Origin of the sequence: Mesorhizobium sp. CAU 1732 (genome assembly GCF_039888675.1) — a bacterium.
In the GTDB taxonomy this organism is placed as follows: Bacteria; Pseudomonadota; Alphaproteobacteria; order Rhizobiales; family Rhizobiaceae; genus Aerobium.
In genome coordinates, this window is the sequence record NZ_JBDQQR010000001.1 from 2198146 (window position 1) to 2215411 (window position 17266).

General features: G+C 63.0%; 17 protein-coding genes. All 17 read left to right on the forward strand.

What is annotated here, in order from left to right; all coding sequences use genetic code 11:
- Window positions 1-2: 2 nt before the first annotated feature.
- The 17 genes from AAFN55_RS10775 (at window position 3) to AAFN55_RS10855 (ending at window position 16825) form a co-directional block, all read left to right on the forward strand.
- Entirely contained in the window at window positions 3-1361 is a 1359-nt protein-coding gene (locus AAFN55_RS10775) for an NADH-quinone oxidoreductase subunit E (RefSeq protein WP_347798837.1), read from the forward strand.
- Between the two features lie 10 nt (window positions 1362-1371).
- Window positions 1372-2676 (forward strand): NADH-quinone oxidoreductase subunit NuoF, encoded by a 1305-nt coding sequence (gene nuoF, locus AAFN55_RS10780; protein ID WP_347798838.1) that lies wholly within the window; start codon window positions 1372-1374, stop codon window positions 2674-2676.
- 81 nt (window positions 2677-2757) lie between these two features.
- Window positions 2758-3444: an NADH-ubiquinone dehydrogenase gene (locus tag AAFN55_RS10785; protein WP_347798839.1), complete on the forward strand. Its 687-nt coding sequence runs from the start codon at window positions 2758-2760 to the stop codon at window positions 3442-3444.
- A gap of 69 nt (window positions 3445-3513) precedes the next feature.
- A complete protein-coding gene (gene nuoG / locus AAFN55_RS10790) occupies window positions 3514-5595 on the forward strand; it encodes an NADH-quinone oxidoreductase subunit NuoG (RefSeq protein WP_347798840.1) in 2082 nt (693 codons plus the stop codon).
- An 11-nt stretch (window positions 5596-5606) separates the two neighbouring features.
- Window positions 5607-6650, forward strand: coding sequence for an NADH-quinone oxidoreductase subunit NuoH (gene nuoH / locus AAFN55_RS10795; RefSeq protein WP_347798841.1), 1044 nt, complete (start codon window positions 5607-5609; stop codon window positions 6648-6650).
- Window positions 6650-6904, forward strand: a complete 255-nt coding sequence (locus AAFN55_RS10800; protein ID WP_347798842.1) for a hypothetical protein — start codon at window positions 6650-6652, stop codon at window positions 6902-6904. Before nuoH ends, AAFN55_RS10800 begins: the two co-directional genes overlap by 1 nt.
- Before the next feature lies 1 nt (window position 6905).
- The gene (locus AAFN55_RS10805) at window positions 6906-7097 is read left to right on the forward strand and encodes a hypothetical protein (protein ID WP_347798843.1); all 192 of its coding nucleotides are present in this window, start codon (window positions 6906-6908) and stop codon (window positions 7095-7097) included.
- A gap of 2 nt (window positions 7098-7099) precedes the next feature.
- A complete protein-coding gene (gene nuoI / locus AAFN55_RS10810; RefSeq protein ID WP_347798844.1) occupies window positions 7100-7591 on the forward strand; it encodes an NADH-quinone oxidoreductase subunit NuoI in 492 nt (163 codons plus the stop codon).
- Between the two features lie 129 nt (window positions 7592-7720).
- Window positions 7721-8341 carry an NADH-quinone oxidoreductase subunit J gene (locus AAFN55_RS10815; protein ID WP_347798845.1) on the forward strand — a complete coding sequence of 207 codons (621 nt, stop codon included), beginning with the start codon at window positions 7721-7723 and terminating at the stop codon, window positions 8339-8341.
- Between the two features lie 2 nt (window positions 8342-8343).
- A complete protein-coding gene (gene nuoK / locus AAFN55_RS10820; RefSeq protein ID WP_347798846.1) occupies window positions 8344-8652 on the forward strand; it encodes an NADH-quinone oxidoreductase subunit NuoK in 309 nt (102 codons plus the stop codon).
- Window positions 8653-8660: 8 nt separating this feature from the next.
- Window positions 8661-10649 (forward strand): NADH-quinone oxidoreductase subunit L, encoded by a 1989-nt coding sequence (nuoL, locus tag AAFN55_RS10825; RefSeq protein WP_347798847.1) that lies wholly within the window; start codon window positions 8661-8663, stop codon window positions 10647-10649.
- 3 nt (window positions 10650-10652) lie between these two features.
- The gene (locus tag AAFN55_RS10830) at window positions 10653-12161 is read left to right on the forward strand and encodes an NADH-quinone oxidoreductase subunit M (protein WP_347798848.1); all 1509 of its coding nucleotides are present in this window, start codon (window positions 10653-10655) and stop codon (window positions 12159-12161) included.
- A 15-nt stretch (window positions 12162-12176) separates the two neighbouring features.
- Window positions 12177-13613: an NADH-quinone oxidoreductase subunit NuoN gene (gene nuoN, locus AAFN55_RS10835; protein WP_347798849.1), complete on the forward strand. Its 1437-nt coding sequence runs from the start codon at window positions 12177-12179 to the stop codon at window positions 13611-13613.
- Between the two features lie 4 nt (window positions 13614-13617).
- Complete coding sequence (locus AAFN55_RS10840) at window positions 13618-14445, forward strand: biotin--[acetyl-CoA-carboxylase] ligase (protein ID WP_347798850.1); 828 nt, start codon at window positions 13618-13620, stop codon at window positions 14443-14445.
- A gap of 21 nt (window positions 14446-14466) precedes the next feature.
- Window positions 14467-16134 carry a ribonuclease J gene (locus AAFN55_RS10845; RefSeq protein WP_347798851.1) on the forward strand — a complete coding sequence of 556 codons (1668 nt, stop codon included), beginning with the start codon at window positions 14467-14469 and terminating at the stop codon, window positions 16132-16134.
- Window positions 16135-16144: 10 nt separating this feature from the next.
- Window positions 16145-16549 carry a methylmalonyl-CoA epimerase gene (gene mce, locus AAFN55_RS10850; protein ID WP_347798852.1) on the forward strand — a complete coding sequence of 135 codons (405 nt, stop codon included), beginning with the start codon at window positions 16145-16147 and terminating at the stop codon, window positions 16547-16549.
- A gap of 6 nt (window positions 16550-16555) precedes the next feature.
- A complete protein-coding gene (locus tag AAFN55_RS10855; RefSeq protein WP_347798853.1) occupies window positions 16556-16825 on the forward strand; it encodes a DUF1467 family protein in 270 nt (89 codons plus the stop codon).
- Window positions 16826-17266 lie beyond the last annotated feature (441 nt).

The window sequence follows — 17266 nt, forward strand, 5'->3', positions numbered from 1 at the left end:
AGATGTCAGTCCGCCGTCTCGCAGAAGCCAGCGTCCAGCCAGCCAGCTTTGCCTTCAACAAGGCGAACGTTACCTGGGCACGCAATACGATCAAGAAGTACCCCAAGGGCCGCGAGCAATCAGCCGTGATCCCGCTGCTCATGCGTGCGCAAGAGCAGGATGGCTGGGTCACGAAGTCGGCGATCGAGCACGTCGCCGACATGCTTGAGATGCCCTACATCCGGGTTCTCGAGGTCGCGACCTTCTACACGCAGTTCCAGTTGAAGCCGGTCGGCACGCGGGCGCACGTCCAGGTTTGCGGGACGACGCCGTGCATGCTGCGCGGCTCGGAAGCGTTGATGGATGTCTGCCGCTCCAGAATCCACCACGACCAGTTCCACACCAATGCCTCGGGCACGCTGTCTTGGGAGGAAGTGGAGTGCCTGGGCGCGTGCGTGAACGCGCCGATGGTCATGATCTTCAAGGACGCCTATGAGGATCTGACGCCGGAGCGGCTTGAGCAGATCATCGACGAGTTCGATGCCGGCCGTGGCTCCAGCGTACCGGCAGGCCCGCAGAATGGTCGTGTCTATTCGGCCCCGATGTCCGGTCTGACGTCGCTGTCGGATGAGAATGCGGTGTTGAAGTCGACCCGCGACAAGCAGGCCAAGACTGCCGGCCGCGACCAGAAGGCCGCAGCCACGCAGGCCGACGCTGCCGTCGCTCCTTCGCAGGCCGCCAAGCCGAGGACCGATGCGCCGGAGACGAACCCGGCGCTCAAATCGCCGTCCAAGGTGAAGGTCGCTCCTGAAAAGGAAGCCGCGGCGAGCGTCGCGGCACCCGCCGAGAACAAGGCTGCCGCCGATCAGGCCGAGCCTTCGGTCGAAAAGACGGTCAAGCAGCGCAAGCATTCCGGCAAGGCGGCCGACGATAAGGCTTTCCGTGCGCCGGGAACGCTCGACGATGAAGCCATCGGCGCAAGCGCCGCGCGTGGCGCCGGCACGAACGCGGGACGTTCGAGCAAGCCTGCGCCCGTCGGCAAGCCGTCGCCCGACGCGCCGCGCGACAACGCTGCCGCTGCTGCACCAGCGGCATCGATCGCGGACAAGAACCGCCCGGCAGGCATGGACAAGCCCGCCTCGCCGGACGATCTCCAGCTCATCTCGGGCGTTGGCCCGAAGATCGAGGGCATCCTGCACTCGCTCGGCATCTACACCTACGCGCAGGTCGCGTCGTGGAAGAAGGCAGAGCGTGATTGGGTGGATGGATATTTGCGCTTCCACGGCCGTATCGAGCGGGAAGACTGGGTGAAGCAGGCGAAGGCGCTCGCAAAGGGCGGCGAAGCGGAATACATCCGCGTCTTCGGCAAGAAGCCGCGTTGAGGAGCATGTGATGCTGCAGGACAAGGACCGCATCTTCACCAACATCTACGGCCGCTTCGACAAGTCGCTGGCCGGCGCGATGCGTCGCGGACACTGGGACGATACGGCCGGGCTTATCGCCAAGGGGCGCGACTGGATCATCAACGAGATGAAGGCGTCGGGACTGCGCGGGCGCGGTGGCGCCGGCTTCCCGACCGGTCTCAAATGGTCGTTCATGCCCAAGGAGACCGACGGCCGCCCGCATTATCTGGTCGTCAACGCTGACGAGTCGGAACCCGGCACGTGCAAGGACCGCGAAATCCTGCGCCATGATCCGCATACGCTGGTCGAGGGCTGCCTGATCGCCGGTTTCGCGATGGGCGCGCATACAGCGTATATCTACGTGCGCGGCGAGTTCATCCGCGAGCGCGAGGCGCTCCAGCGCGCCATCGACGAGGCCTATGACGCCGGCCTGCTCGGCAAGGGCAACACCAACGGGTGGGATTTCGACGTCTACGTGCATCACGGCGCGGGCGCCTATATCTGCGGCGAGGAAACGGCGCTGCTGGAAAGCCTCGAGGGCAAGAAGGGCCAGCCGCGCCTGAAGCCGCCATTCCCGGCGAATGTCGGCCTCTATGGCTGCCCGACGACCGTCAACAATGTCGAGTCGATCGCGGTCGCGCCGACGATCCTGCGTCGCGGCGCGTCGTGGTTCTCGTCGTTCGGCCGTCCGAACAATGTCGGCACCAAGCTCTTCTGCATCTCCGGCCACGTCAACAACCCGACGACGGTCGAAGAGGCGATGTCGATCCCGTTCCGCGAGTTGATCGACAAGCATTGCGGCGGCATTCGCGGCGGCTGGGACAATCTGCTCGCCGTTATTCCGGGCGGTTCGTCCGTTCCGCTGGTTCCGGCCGAACAGATCATCGACACGCCGATGGACTTCGATTCGCTGCGCGATCTGCGCTCCGGTCTCGGCACGGCGGCGGTGATCGTGATGGACAAATCGACCGACATCGTGAAGGCGATCGCGCGGCTGTCCTACTTCTACAAGCATGAGAGCTGCGGCCAGTGCACGCCATGCCGCGAAGGCACCGGCTGGATGTGGCGCGTGATGGAACGTCTGGTGCGCGGCGAGGCGCAGAAGCGCGAGATCGACATGCTGCTCGACGTGACCAAGCAGGTGGAAGGCCACACGATCTGTGCGCTGGGTGATGCGGCGGCATGGCCGATCCAGGGCCTGATCCGTCACTTCCGTCCCGAGATCGAGCGCCGCATCGACGAGTTCACCCGTAACAGCCACCGCGCCGAGCCGGTGCTGGTCGCTGCCGAATAGAAACACGGAGGCAGGATCGCCTGCCCAACAGGAAACGGCCTGACGCAGGGCAGACGCACAGGAACGGCAAGGGGAATATCCATGTCCAAGCCTTCGATGCCCAACGGAATGATGCCTGACATGAAGCAGTTCGAAGATATGACGAAGGCCTATCAGGCCACGATGCCGCAGGAGTTCGCCGGTGCGGCGAACCTGCTCGCGCATCCGGTCGCGGGCGCGGCTGCCATGGGCGCGCTTGGTCTGGGCGTGATGGGGCACGTCTTCGGCATGTGGATGGGCGCGATGGCAGGGGCGGCTGAAGCCTCGCAGCGTCTGATGGACGGAAGCTTCGAGCCGGCCGCGTCGCCTGCTGACCCGAAGCCCGCGAAGCTGACGCTCGTTTCGTCGCTGCCGGAATCGAAGTTTGTGCGTGCGCCTGCGGCGAAAGCCGCGAAGGCAAAACGCGCAAATGCGCCACGCGTGGCTGCACCGAAGGCGGTGAAGGCTGAAACGGTTGCGGCGACCTCGACGATGGTCAAGCCCAAGGCAGCGGCCGCGCCTGCGAAACCTGACGATCTGAAGGGGATTGCGGGCATAGGCCCGAAACTCGAGACGGTTCTGAACGGGCTCGGCCTGTGGACATTCGGCCAGATCGCGGCGCTCGACGTCCCGGAGATTGCCTGGCTCGACGACCATCTGGGCTTCGCCGGCCGTATCGGACGCGACGACTGGGTCGGGCAGGCGAAGACGCTTGGCGAAGCGAACGGGACGGGTACGTCCGGGATTTGAACGGCATGCGGCGCTCATGCGTCGCGCAAAAAGCTTGAATTGCGGGCTGACCCGCGGGGTTGAGGCGAAATGGCTAGACTGAAAGTCGACGGCAAAGAGATCGAGGTTCCCGATCACTACACGCTGCTCCAGGCGGCGGAAGAGGCGGGCGCGGAAGTGCCGCGCTTCTGCTTCCACGAGCGGCTGTCGATCGCCGGCAATTGCCGCATGTGCCTTGTCGAGGTGAAGGGCGGGCCGCCCAAGCCGGCTGCATCCTGCGCCATGGGCGTGCGCGACCTGCGTCCGGGGCCGAATGGCGAGCCGCCGGAGGTTTTCACCAACACGCCGATGGTCAAGAAGGCCCGCGAAGGCGTGATGGAGTTCCTGCTGATCAACCATCCGCTCGACTGCCCGATCTGCGATCAGGGCGGCGAATGCGACCTGCAGGACCAGGCGATGGCGTTTGGCGTGGACGCGTCGCGCTATCACGAGAACAAGCGCGCGGTCGAAGACAAATATATCGGACCGCTGGTCAAGACGATCATGACTCGCTGCATCCACTGCACGCGCTGCGTGAGGTTCACGACGGAAGTGGCTGGAATCTCCGAGCTCGGCCTGATCGGCCGTGGCGAGGATGCCGAGATCACCACCTATCTCGAAAGCGCGATGACGTCGGAACTTCAGGGCAACGTCATCGACCTGTGCCCGGTGGGCGCGCTGACGTCCAAGCCCTATGCCTTCCAGGCGCGTCCGTGGGAACTGACGAAGACGGAATCGATCGACGTGATGGATGCGGTCGGCTCGGCCATCCGCGTGGATTCGCGCGGCCGTGAAGTGATGCGCATCATGCCGCGCGTCAACGAAAGCATCAATGAGGAGTGGATCTCCGACAAGACCCGCTTCATCTGGGACGGCCTACGCTCGCAGCGTCTCGACCGCCCGTATATCCGCCGCGACGGCAGGCTCCAGCCGGCGAGCTGGGCCGAGGCATTCGCCGCTATTCGCGACGCGGTATCGAAAACCTCCGGCGAGCGCATCGGTGCGATCGCGGGCGATCTCGCGACCGTCGAGGAAATGTATGCGCTGAAGACCCTGATGGGTTTGCTCGGGTCGCAGAACATCGACTGCCGCCAGGATGGCGCGGCGCTTGATCCCAAGGCCGGCCGTTCGAGCTACATCTTCAATCCGACGATCGACGGCATCGAGCAGGCCGATGCGGTGCTGATCATCGGTTCCAATCCGCGCTTCGAAGCGTCGCTGCTGAATGCGCGCATTCGCAAGCGCTGGCGCATGGGCGGAATGCCGATCGGCGTCATCGGTGATATCGGCGACACGCGCTACGACTACGAGATGCTCGGTGCCGGTCCGGAATCGCTCCAGCAGCTCGCAGACGGATCGATCAAGTTCCTGTCCGTGCTGAAGAAGGCAAAGCGCCCGATGATCATCGTCGGTCAGGGCGCGCTTGCGCGTACCGACGGTGCCGACGTGCTCTCGCTTGCCGCGAAGATCGCGGGCGACGTTGGCGCGACGACTGCCGATTGGAACGGCTTTGCCGTGCTGCACACGGCAGCCGCGCGCGTCGGCGGCCTCGACCTCGGCTTCGTGCCGGGCGAGGGGGCCAAGGATGCGAGCACGATGATGGGGGCGCTGGACGTGCTCTTCCTGCTCGGCGCCGACGAGTTCGACACGGGCCGGATCGGCGATGCGTTCACCGTCTATATCGGCAGCCACGGCGATGCCGGCGCGCACCGCGCCGACGTCATCCTGCCGGGAGCGACCTACACCGAGAAGTCGGGCACCTACGTCAACACCGAAGGCCGCGTCCAGATGACGAACCGCGCCGGCTTCGCGCCGGGCGACGCCAAGGAAGACTGGGCGATCCTGCGTGCGCTGTCCGATGTGCTCGGCCACAAGCTGCCGTTCGATTCGCTGCCGCAGCTTCGTGGAAAACTCTATGCCGAGTTCCCGCATTTCGCGGCCATCGACCAGATCGCTGCCGGCGAAGCCGCGTCCATCGCGTCTCTGGTGAGGAAAACCGGAAAGCTCTCCGCTGCACCGTTTGCGTCTTCGGTGAAAGACTTCTATCTGACGAACCCGATCGCGCGGGCTTCCGCAGTCATGGCCGAATGCTCGGCCCTGGCTAAGGGCGGCTTCAAGCAGGCGGCCGAGTAGGGGCGGGACTGATGGATTCCTTTTTCGCATATTATGTGCTGCCTGCGCTGATCGTCCTCGGCAAATCCGTGCTGCTCATCGTCGTGCTCTTGATCCTCGTCGCGTACCTGCTTTACGCCGACCGCAAGATCTGGGCGGCGGTGCAGCTTCGCCGCGGCCCGAACGTCGTGGGTCCATGGGGCACCTTGCAGGCCTTCGCCGACCTGCTGAAGTTCGTCTTCAAGGAGCCGATCATTCCGTCTGGCGCCAACAAGGGCGTGTTCCTGCTGGCCCCGCTGGTGTCGGCCGTTCTGGCGATTTCGGCCTGGGCCGTCATTCCGGTCAGCGAAGGCTGGGCGATCGCCAACATCAATGTCGGCATCCTGTTCATCTTCGCGATCACTTCGCTGGAAGTGTTCGGCGTGATCATGGGCGGCTGGGCGTCGAACTCGAAATATCCCTTCATGGGCGCGCTGCGTTCGGCCGCGCAGATGGTGTCCTACGAAGTCTCGATCGGCTTCGTCATCGTCACTGTGCTGCTGGTGGTCGGTTCGCTCAACCTCACCGACATCGTGCTATCGCAGCGCGACGGTCTCGGAACGCTCGTGGGCCTGCCGAATTCCTTCCTGGATTGGCACTGGCTGGCGCTGTTCCCGATGTTCATCATCTTCTTCATCTCGGCGCTGGCCGAGACGAACCGCCCGCCCTTCGATCTCGTGGAGGCCGAGTCCGAACTCGTCGCCGGCCACATGATCGAATACTCCTCGACGCCGTTCCTGCTGTTCTTCCTGGGCGAGTATGTTGCCATCGTGCTGATGTGCGCGCTCACGACCATCCTGTTCCTAGGCGGATGGCTGCCGCCGTTCGACTTCGCCCCGTTCACGTGGGTGCCGGGCGTGATCTGGTTCGTGCTCAAGGTCTGCATGGTGTTCTTCATGTTCGCCATGGTGAAGGCCTTCGTGCCGCGCTATCGATACGACCAGTTGATGCGTCTGGGCTGGAAGGTGTTCCTGCCGATCTCGCTCGCCATGGTCGTCATCACGGCAACCGTCCTCAAGGTCTGGGAGCTCGTTTGATGGAGATTTCCTTGTTCAGCGAACTCTCCAAGCCTGGCTCGGCATTGATGGGTGCCTTCATCGGCGGCGGTCTGGCAAGTATCGGCGGGATGGGCATGCTTGCGCTTCTTCGGTTGCCGACAGTGGCGGGGACCCAGCTTGCACGCCGGATATTCAGCCGGATCAGCCCACGGGTATTCTACTTCGGCCTCGTAGTGCCGGTTTGGGCACTTGTAGGTGCGGCCATCGGTTACGAAGCCGGTGGAGTTTACTGAGATGTCTGCAGCTTTCATCGGCGCGCTGGTTGGACTGGTGATCGCGACGATCGATTTCACACTCCTGCGCATGCTCGCGAGCCGGGTAGACCTGCCCGAGACGAAGCGTGTGCTCAACATTACCGGCCTGACGCAGTTCGCGCTGCTTCCGGTCGTGGGCTGGTTCGTCGGCCCGCTCTTTGCTGGAGAATGACAATGTCTGCTCTCGCGCAAGCCGCCAAATCGCTCCTGTTGCAGGAGTTCGTCGGTGCGTTCTTCCTCTCGATGCGCCAGTTCTTCGCGCCGAAGGAAACGATCAACTATCCCCATGAGAAGGGGCCGATCAGCCCGCGCTTCCGCGGCGAGCATGCGCTGCGCCGCTATCCCAATGGCGAAGAACGCTGCATAGCCTGTAAGCTGTGCGAGGCGATCTGCCCGGCGCAGGCGATCACTATCGAGGCCGGTCCGCGCCGCAATGACGGCACGCGCCGCACGGTGCGCTACGACATCGACATGGTGAAGTGCATCTATTGCGGGTTCTGCCAGGAGGCGTGCCCCGTCGACGCGATCGTCGAAGGACCGAACTTCGAATTCGCGACCGAGACGCGCGAAGAGCTTTATTACGACAAGGACAAGCTGCTCGCCAATGGCGATCGGTGGGAGCGCGAGATCGCGCGCAACATGGAAATCGACGCGCCCTACCGTTAAGGCGCGCAAAGGTGGACGAGCCACAGGGCCTCGTCTAAGAGACACGCGGATTCGGATAGCCCGGAGGCGGGGCCGAAACCGAAGCGGAGAGCAGGGCCAGGCCCGCTCTCAAAGGAACCGGGGGAACCCATGCTGACAGGACTTGAGGCGATCTTTTTCTATCTGTTCGCCTTCATCGCGGTGGCGGCGGCCTTCATGGTCATCTCCGCGCGCAATCCCGTGCATTCGGTGCTCTACCTGATCCTGACGTTCTTCAACGCCGCGGGGCTTTTCCTGCTGACGGGCGCCGAATTCCTCGCGATGATTCTCCTCGTCGTTTATGTCGGCGCCGTGGCCGTGCTGTTCCTGTTCGTCGTCATGATGCTCGACGTGGACTTTGCCGAACTGAAGAGCGGCGCGCTTCAATATGCGCCGATCGGGGCGCTGGTCGGGCTCATCCTGGCTGCTGAGCTTGTGATCGTGCTCGGCGGCTACACTTTCGCGCCGGAGCTTGCGAGCGAGATCGCAAGGCCGATCCCGGCACTCGCAGACCGGCACAACACCGCCGCGCTCGGTGACATCCTCTACACGGACTACATCTACTTCTTCCAGATCGCTGGCCTGATCCTGCTCGTGGCGATGATCGGCGCGATCGTGCTGACGCTTCGCCACAAGCCGGGCGTCAAGCGTCAGGACATCTCGGCTCAGGTGCGCCGCTCGCCGGCAACCGCGATCGAGGTGAAGAAGGTCGAGACGGGCAAGGGAATCTGATGATGGAAGTCGGCATCGCGCACTTTCTTACCTTGTCGGCGATCCTGTTCACGCTCGGCGTGTTCGGCATCTTCCTGAACAGGAAGAACGTCATCGTCATCCTGATGTCGATCGAGCTCATCCTGCTCGCGGTCAACATCAACTTCGTGGCGTTCTCGGCCGCGCTGGGCGACATGGTGGGCCAGGTGTTCGCCCTGTTCGTGCTCACGGTGGCAGCCGCAGAAGCTGCGATCGGACTTGCAATTCTCGTCGTCTTCTTCCGCAACCGCGGCTCGATCGACGTCGAAGACGTCAATATGATGAAGGGCTAAAGCGGATCATGTATCACGCGATCGTCTTCCTTCCGCTTGTCGGGTTTCTCATCGCCGGCCTCTTCGGCCGTTCGATCGGCGCGAAGGCGTCCGAATATGTGACGTCGGGCTTCCTCGTGATCTCGGCGGTCCTGTCGTGGGTCGCGTTCTTCACGGTCGCCTTCGGTGAAGGCCAGGCCTTCACGATTCCCGTCTTGCGCTTCATCCAGTCGGGTGGGCTGGACGTCGCCTGGGCGCTGCGCATCGACACGCTGACGGTCGTGATGCTGGTCGTGGTGAACACCGTTTCGGCCTTGGTGCACATCTATTCGATCGGATACATGCATCACGATCCGCATCGGCCGCGCTTCTTCGCCTATCTGTCGCTCTTCACTTTCGCCATGCTGATGCTGGTGACGTCGGACAATCTCGTCCAGATGTTCTTCGGCTGGGAAGGCGTGGGCCTCGCGTCCTACCTGTTGATCGGATTCTGGTACAAGAAGCCCTCCGCGAACGCGGCCGCGATCAAGGCCTTCGTCGTCAACCGCATCGGCGATTTCGGCTTCTTGCTCGGCCTGTTCGGCGTCTTCGTTCTGTTCGGCTCGGTCAATTTCGACACGATCTTTGCCAGCGCCGCCGGGATGGTTCCTGCCGAAGGCGCCGAAATGTCCGGCGATGCCGTGTTCCAGTTCCTCGGCTGGTCGCTGACGCAGGCCGGTGCTGTTACCGTCATCTGCCTGCTTCTCTTCATGGGCGCTATGGGCAAGTCGGCGCAGGTCCCGCTGCACACCTGGCTCCCGGACGCGATGGAAGGCCCCACGCCTGTGTCCGCGCTGATCCATGCTGCGACGATGGTGACCGCCGGCGTGTTCATGCTGGCGCGCCTGTCGCCGATCTTTGAGCTGTCGCACACGGCTCTGACGGTCGTGACGTTCGTCGGCGCGTTCACCGCGATTTTCGCGGCGACGGTCGGTCTCGTCCAGAACGACATCAAGCGCGTGATCGCCTATTCGACCTGCTCGCAGCTCGGCTACATGTTCGTGGCGCTCGGCCTCGGCTTCTATTCGGCGGCGATCTTCCACCTGTTCACGCATGCCTTCTTCAAGGCGCTTCTGTTCCTCGGCTCGGGATCGGTCATCCATGCCGTCTCCGACGAACAGGACATGCGCCGCATGGGCGGCCTGCGAAAGCTGATCCCCGCGACCTACTGGATGATGATCATCGGCACGATCGCGCTGACGGGCGTCGGCATTCCGGCGACCATCATCGGCACCGCAGGCTTCTTCTCGAAGGACGCGATCATCGAAGGCGCGTTCGTGGGCCACAATGCCATGGCGGGCTTTGCCTTCACGCTTCTCGTCATCGCGGCCGTCTTCACCAGCTTCTATTCCTGGCGCTTGATCTTCATGACGTTCCACGGCAAGCCGCGTGCGTCAGCCGACGTGATGCATCACGTCCATGAATCGCCGCCCGTCATGCTGGTGCCGCTCTTCGTGCTGGCCGTCGGTGCGCTGTTCGCCGGCGTCGTGTTCCACGATGCCTTCATCGGCGACGGTCATGACGCGTTCTGGAAGGGTGCACTGTTCATCCTGCCGGAGAACCACATCCTGCACGAGTTCCACGACGTGCCATTCCTCGTGAAGCTCGCGCCCTTCGCGGCGATGATCATCGGCTTCCTGACGGCATACCAGTTCTACATCCGCTCGCCGGAGACGCCGAAGAAGCTCGCGGCGCAGCATCACGGCCTGTACCAGTTCCTCCTGAACAAGTGGTACTTCGACGAGCTGTACGATTTCCTCTTCGTGAAGCCCTCCATGCGGCTCGGCAGCTTTCTGTGGAAGACCGGCGACGGCAAGGTCATCGACGGGCTCGGTCCTGACGGCATTTCCGCCCGCGTGGGGGACATAACCGCGCGGGTCGTGAAGCTGCAGACCGGCTATCTCTACCACTACGCATTCGCAATGCTCATCGGTGTCGCCGCGCTCGTGACCTGGATGATGCTCGGGGGTTCATTCTAGACCATGACCGACTGGCCTATCCTCTCGACTGTCACCTTCCTGCCGCTGGTCGGCGTGTTCCTGATTCTGCTGATCAGGGACGAGGGAACGGCTGCGCGCCGAAATATCCGCAACGTCGCGCTTCTGACGACGGTCTTCACCTTCGTCCTGTCGCTCTTCATCTGGGCCGGCTTCGACAATGCCGACGCCGGGTTCCAGATGGTCGAGAAGGTCGACTGGCTGGATTCGGGCATTTCCTATCACATGGGCGTCGACGGCATTTCGATGCTGTTCGTCATCCTGACGACGTTCCTGATGCCGCTCTGCATCCTTGCTTCGTGGGAATCGATCGAGCACCGCGTCAAGGAATACATGATCGCGTTCCTGATCCTGGAAACGCTGATGATCGGCGTGTTCTGCGCGCTCGACATCGTTCTTTTCTACGTCTTCTTCGAAGCCGGCCTGATTCCGATGTTCATCATCATCGGCGTGTGGGGCGGAAAGCGGCGTGTCTACGCCTCGTTCAAGTTCTTCCTGTATACGCTGCTCGGCTCGGTGCTGATGCTGCTCGCCATCATGGCTATGTTCTGGCAGGCGGGCACCACCGACATCCCGACATTGCTGACGCACGAGTTCCCGGTCGGCATGCAGCAATGGTTATGGCTCGCGTTCTTTGCATCGTTCGCGGTCAAGATGCCGATGTGGCCGGTCCATACCTGGCTGCCCGACGCACACGTCGAGGCGCCGACAGCAGGCTCGGTGATCCTGGCGGGCATCCTCCTGAAGATGGGTGGCTACGGCTTCCTGCGCTTCTCGCTGCCGATGTTCCCGGACGCGTCGCTCTACTTCCAGCCTTTCGTCTTCACGCTCTCGGTCATTGCGATCGTCTACACCTCGCTGGTGGCGCTGATGCAGGAGGACATCAAGAAGCTGATCGCCTATTCGTCGGTCGCCCATATGGGCTATGTGACCATGGGCATCTTCGCGATGAACTCCGAGGGCATCCAGGGTTCGATCTTCCAGATGCTGTCGCACGGCCTGGTTTCAGGCGCGCTCTTCCTGTGCGTCGGCGTCGTCTACGACCGCATGCACACGCGTGAGATTTCGGCCTATGGCGGACTCGTCAACAACATGCCGAAATATGCGGTGGTGTTCCTGATCTTCACGATGGCGAATGTCGGACTGCCCGGCACCTCCGGCTTCGTCGGCGAGTTCCTGACGCTGCTCGGCGTGTTCAAGGTCAACACCTGGGTCGCGCTCTTCGCCGCCACCGGTGTGGTCTTGTCGGCAGCCTATGCGCTGTGGCTCTATCGCCGCGTCGTCTTCGGTCAGCTTACCAAGGAAAGCCTGAAGGGAATGCTTGACCTGTCGACGCGCGAAAAGGCCATCATCTACCCGCTGGTGTTCTTCGTGATCCTGTTCGGCGTCTATCCGGCACCGGTATTCGACGCGACCGCGGCGTCCGTCGACGCACTCATCAACAAGGTAAACCTGTCGATCGAGGCCACTCAGGCCGCGGCGATGAACCAGTAAGGCCCGGACAGCATCATGGCGGCAGACCTTTCCACAAGCCTCATTCTCGCTACGCCGGAGCTGATCCTGGCGGTCGGCGCGATGGCGCTGCTGATGATCGGCGTCTTCTCGGGCGAGCGTGCCAACACGACCGTCACCGGGCTTGCCATCGCGCTGCTCATCGGTGCGGGCGGCTGGATGCTGATGTTCGTGGGCGAGGGCGAAGCCTTTGGCGGCGCTTTCGTCAGCGATCCGTTTGCCAAGTTCATGAAGGTGCTGACACTCGCCGGCTCCGTCCTGACCCTCATCATGTCGGTCGGATTTGCCCGCGAGGAGAAGTTCGACAAGTTCGAATACCCGGTCCTCGTCATCCTCGCGACGCTCGGCATGCTGCTGATGGTGTCGGCGAACGACATGCTCGCGCTCTATGTCGGCCTCGAACTCCAGTCGCTTGCGCTCTACGTGATCGCTGCGATCAATCGTGACAGCGTCCGCTCCACCGAAGCTGGCCTGAAGTACTTCGTGCTCGGTGCCCTGTCGTCCGGCATGCTGCTCTACGGCATCTCGCTGGTCTACGGTTACACCGGCAACACCGGCTTCGATGCCATTGCCGCCGCGCTCTCCGGCGAAGAGCGTCAGCTCGGGCTCGTCTTCGGCCTGGTCTTCGTGCTCGCCGGACTGGCGTTCAAGATTTCGGCCGTGCCGTTCCACATGTGGACGCCCGACGTCTATGAAGGCGCGCCGACGCCGGTGACGGCCTTCTTCGCAGCCGCGCCCAAGATGGCCGCGATGGCGCTGCTGGTCCGCGTGACCATGGGGGCATTCGAGCCCATTGCGCCCGACTGGCAGCAGATCATCGTTTTCGTCTCGATCGCGTCCATGATCCTCGGTGCGTTCGCCGCGATCGGCCAGCGCAATATCAAGCGCCTCATGGCCTATTCGTCCATCGGGCATATGGGCTTCGCGCTTGTGGGCCTCGCGGCCAACAGCGAGGCAGGCGTTCGCGGCGTCGCGATCTACATGCTGATCTACCTCGTCATGACACTCGGAACCTTCGCCTTCATCCTTGCGATGCGGCGCAAGGAGGGCAATGTCGAGCAGATCGACGAGCTCGCGGGCCTCTCTTCCACCAACCCGGTTATGGCGACCATCCTGACCATCCTGATGTTCTCGCTGGCGGGCATTCCGCCGCTCGCCGGATTCTGGGGGAAGTGGTACGTCTTCCTCGCTGCGATCAACGCGGAACTCTATGCGCTCGCCATCATCGGCGTGCTCGCTTCGGTCGTCGGCGCATATTACTATCTGCGCATCATCAAGATCATGTGGTTCGACGAGTCGGTCGGTGCATTCCAGCCGATGGCCGGCGAGCTTCGGCTGGTTCTGGGCGTGTCCGGTGCCTTCGTGCTGTTCTACGTGCTGATCGGCGGACCGATCGGCCGCATGGCCGAGGCTGCCGCCAAGACGTTCTTCTGACCGGATGGGATTTTCCCTCGCGCCCACCGCAACCGCACAGGGCTACCGCCTCGAGGCGTTCGACACGATCGGCTCGACCAATGCTGTGGCGATCGAGCGTGCGCATAAAGGCGATGCAGGCAGGCTGTGGCTCGTCTCGAAGCGTCAGGAAGCGGGCAGGGGCCGGCGCGGGCGCGAGTGGCAGACGCCGCACGGCAACCTGGCTGCCACGCTGCTCTTGGTCGAAGAGTTCGATCTGAAGGTCGCCGCGACGCTCGGCTTTGTCGCCGGCCTTGCGCTGGCGGATGCACTGGAGGCCGTCATCCCCGACCGCGCGATCGGCGTCGGCGTCGATGGCGGAACGCCGGTTCAGGGAGGCCGGTTCGAACTGAAATGGCCGAACGACGTTCTGGCGCACGGGGCGAAGCTATCCGGCATCCTGCTGGAATCGACCATGCTGGGGCCGGACAGATTCGCAGTGGCGATCGGCATCGGCGTGAATGTGGTTGCGGCACCTGAGGGCGTGCCCTATCCAGCGACATCGCTCGCCGCCCTTGGCGGCACCTGTGACGCCGAAACACTGTTTCTTGCGCTCTCCGATGCGTGGATCGAGAATGCGAGGCTGTGGGACGCAGGCCGAGGCCTGGCCGCGATCCGCCGGCGCTGGCTTGCACGTGCCGCGGGCATCGGCTCGGACGTCGCGGTGAAGGTGGACGAACGCGTCGTTCGCGGCATATTCGAAACGATTGACGAGGAATGCCGGTTCGTTGTCCGGGGTGCCAATGGCGAGACGGTGACGATCGCCGCCGGCGACGTTCATTTCGGAGCGGTCGCTTCGGCAACATCCGCCTGACGGCGCGGCAAAGGAGTATAGATGTCCAGACACGATGAGGCCGAACTGGTCTTCTGCCCGCTTGGCGGCGTCGGCGAGATCGGGATGAATTTCGCCCTCTACGGCTTCGGTCCGTCGCATGCGCGGCAATGGATCGTCGTCGATTGCGGCGTGACGTTCCCTGATCCGACCCTGCCGGGTGTCGACCTGGTTCTTCCCGACACGCGATTCATCGAGGAGAACGTCAAGGATCTGCAGGGCATTGTGATCACCCACGCGCACGAAGACCACTACGGTGCGCTGCTCGACATCTGGCCGCGCCTGAAGAAGCGGGTGTGGATGACGCCGTTTGCCGCCGGGCTCCTCGAGGCCAAGCGGCGCATGGATGGCGGCCCGGACATTCCGGTGCAGATCTACCACGCGGGTGAGCGCTTCTCCGTCGGGCCTTTCGACATCGAAGCCCTGGCGGTGACGCATTCTATCCCGGAGCCGGTTTCGCTCGCCATCCGCACCCCGGCCGGCACGGTCATCCATACGGGCGACTGGAAGATCGACCCCGCGCCGACGATCGGCCCGAAGACCGACGAAGCGCGCTTTCGCGCGATCGGCGACGAGGGCGTCGTGGCGCTCATCTGCGATTCGACCAACGCGTTGCGCGAAGGCGATTCTCCGTCCGAGCAAGCCGTGGGCGTTGGCATCAAGGAGGTCATCGACGCGTCGCCAGGGCGGGTTGCCGTCACGACATTCTCATCGAATATCGGGCGTATCCGCTCAGTCGCGGAAGCGGCACGCGATTCGGGCCGACAGGTGCTCGTGCTCGGCACGTCGCTCAAGCGCGCCATCAACGTGGCAACCGAGCTCGGATATATGGACGGCGTGCCGGAGTTCATTTCCGAAGAGGATTACGGCTACATCCCGCGCGACAATCTGGTCATCCTGTGCACGGGAAGCCAGGGAGAGTCTCGCGCCGCGTTGGCAAAACTCGCTCGTGACGAGATGCGCAACGTGGCGCTCTCGCCGGGCGATACGGTCATCTACTCGTCGCGTATGATTCCCGGCAACGAAAAGGCCATTCTCGAGATCAAGAACCTGCTGATCGAGCAGGGCATCAAGATCGTCGAGGACGGCGACGCGCTGGTGCATGTCTCGGGCCATCCGCGCCGCAATGAGCTTCTGAAAATGTACGAGTGGACCCGGCCGCGCGTGCTCGTGCCGGTGCATGGCGAGGCGGCGCATCTGGTCGCGCAGGGTTCGCTCGGCGCGCAGGCCGGCATTCCCGAAATTGCGCAGGTCCGCAACGGCGACATGATCAGGCTCGCGCCGGGTGTGGCCGAAATCATCGACCAGGTGCCGTTCGGGCGCGTGTTCAAGGATGGCCGTATCGTCGGTTCGGAGGACGAGGTGGGCGTGCGCGACCGGCGCAAGCTGTCCTTCGCCGGCCATGTCGCGGTGAACGTGGTGCTCGACGACCGCTACGATATTTCTGGCGACCTCGACCTCGTCGCGATTGGCGTCGCGAAAAAGGACGCGAAGGGCGAACTTCTCGAGGAACTGATGGTCGATGCGGCGATTGGCGCGGTTGATAGTATTCCGCGTGTCAGGCGAAAAGACCTCGATCTTGTCGCCGAGGCCGTGAGGCGCGCGGTCCGTTCGTCCGCGAACGAGGCGTGGGGCAAGAAGCCGATCGTGACGGTCTTCATCACGCGCTAGGAGCTTTGCCGTGCTCGGACGTCTGAACCATGTCGCTCTCGCCGTCCCCGATCTCGCGGCGGCGAGCGCGCATTATCGCGATGCGCTGGGCGCGCGCGTTTCGGAACCGCAGCCGCTGCCCGAGCATGGCGTGACCGTCGCCTTTGTTGATGTCGGCAACACCAAGATCGAACTGCTGGAGCCGCTGGGCGACAACTCGACGATCCTGCCGTTCCTGCAGAAGAACCCGTCCGGCGGCATGCACCACGTCTGCTACGAGGTGGACGACATCGCCGCCGCTCGCGACCACCTCAAGGCGCAGGGCGCGCGCGTGCTCGGCGATGGGGAACCGCGCATCGGCGCCCACGGAAAGCCGGTGCTCTTCCTTCATCCGAAGGATTTCTTCGGTACGCTCGTCGAACTCGAACAGGTGTGATGCGCGATGACCTGGATTTCCATCTTCGCGATCTACTTCATCTTGTGGTGGGTCGTGCTGTTCGCCATGCTTCCCATCGGGCTCAAGACCCAGGAAGAGGACGGCGAGGTGACGCTCGGTACGATGCCCAGCGCGCCTAGAGGCGCACATATGCGCGGCGCCGTCATCCGCACCACGATCGTGTCGGGAATAATCTTCGGGTTGTTTTATGTTGCGGTGGTCTATTTCGGTTTTTCGTTCAACGACATCCCGCGGATAGGTCCATCGGCACGCTGAGCCGGGCGCATGACGTCGCCATCAAGCAACCACGGCGATCGGCGTTTTCTGATTTATTTCGATGCACAAAAAAAATGCAAGGCCGAAGCCTTGCAATTTAAACGCGTCCGATCTGCTTTCCGTTTGACGGCGGCTGCGGAATATCGCGCCTAGATCGCATCCTCCCAAGACTTTGACCGCGCAGGAGGGCGGATTTTTTCTCTGCCCTCTCGATTATGTTGAGCACAGTAGACCAACCTTCACGAACTTGTCACCTAAAATATTGCGCGAGAACACCTCAACATGTGCTGCACTGCACAATTGTTCGGCAGCGACTGCCTAGCTTTCCCTCACGCAAGGGATGCGTCGTCGCGGCTGGCTTCGGGTTTCCATAGCGCCACGAAATCGCTATGAAGCGCTGGCAAATAAGTCCCAGGCGCGCATGATTCCGCAGCGCCTTCT

Excerpts from the sequence above, each read along its gene's own strand:
- AAFN55_RS10775 (WP_347798837.1), top strand. The coding sequence starts at position 3 with ATGTCAGTCCGCCGTCTCGCAGAAGCCAGCGTCCAGCCAGCCAGCTTT.
- nuoF (WP_347798838.1), top strand. The coding sequence starts at position 1,372 with ATGCTGCAGGACAAGGACCGCATCTTCACCAACATCTACGGCCGCTTC.
- AAFN55_RS10785 (WP_347798839.1), top strand. The coding sequence starts at position 2,758 with ATGTCCAAGCCTTCGATGCCCAACGGAATGATGCCTGACATGAAGCAG.
- nuoG (WP_347798840.1), top strand. The coding sequence starts at position 3,514 with ATGGCTAGACTGAAAGTCGACGGCAAAGAGATCGAGGTTCCCGATCAC.
- nuoH (WP_347798841.1), top strand. The coding sequence starts at position 5,607 with ATGGATTCCTTTTTCGCATATTATGTGCTGCCTGCGCTGATCGTCCTC.
- AAFN55_RS10800 (WP_347798842.1), top strand. The coding sequence starts at position 6,650 with ATGGAGATTTCCTTGTTCAGCGAACTCTCCAAGCCTGGCTCGGCATTG.
- AAFN55_RS10805 (WP_347798843.1), top strand. The coding sequence starts at position 6,906 with ATGTCTGCAGCTTTCATCGGCGCGCTGGTTGGACTGGTGATCGCGACG.
- nuoI (WP_347798844.1), top strand. The coding sequence starts at position 7,100 with ATGTCTGCTCTCGCGCAAGCCGCCAAATCGCTCCTGTTGCAGGAGTTC.
- AAFN55_RS10815 (WP_347798845.1), top strand. The coding sequence starts at position 7,721 with ATGCTGACAGGACTTGAGGCGATCTTTTTCTATCTGTTCGCCTTCATC.
- nuoK (WP_347798846.1), top strand. The coding sequence starts at position 8,344 with ATGGAAGTCGGCATCGCGCACTTTCTTACCTTGTCGGCGATCCTGTTC.
- nuoL (WP_347798847.1), top strand. The coding sequence starts at position 8,661 with ATGTATCACGCGATCGTCTTCCTTCCGCTTGTCGGGTTTCTCATCGCC.
- AAFN55_RS10830 (WP_347798848.1), top strand. The coding sequence starts at position 10,653 with ATGACCGACTGGCCTATCCTCTCGACTGTCACCTTCCTGCCGCTGGTC.
- nuoN (WP_347798849.1), top strand. The coding sequence starts at position 12,177 with ATGGCGGCAGACCTTTCCACAAGCCTCATTCTCGCTACGCCGGAGCTG.
- AAFN55_RS10840 (WP_347798850.1), top strand. The coding sequence starts at position 13,618 with ATGGGATTTTCCCTCGCGCCCACCGCAACCGCACAGGGCTACCGCCTC.
- AAFN55_RS10845 (WP_347798851.1), top strand. The coding sequence starts at position 14,467 with ATGTCCAGACACGATGAGGCCGAACTGGTCTTCTGCCCGCTTGGCGGC.
- AAFN55_RS10855 (WP_347798853.1), top strand. The coding sequence starts at position 16,556 with ATGACCTGGATTTCCATCTTCGCGATCTACTTCATCTTGTGGTGGGTC.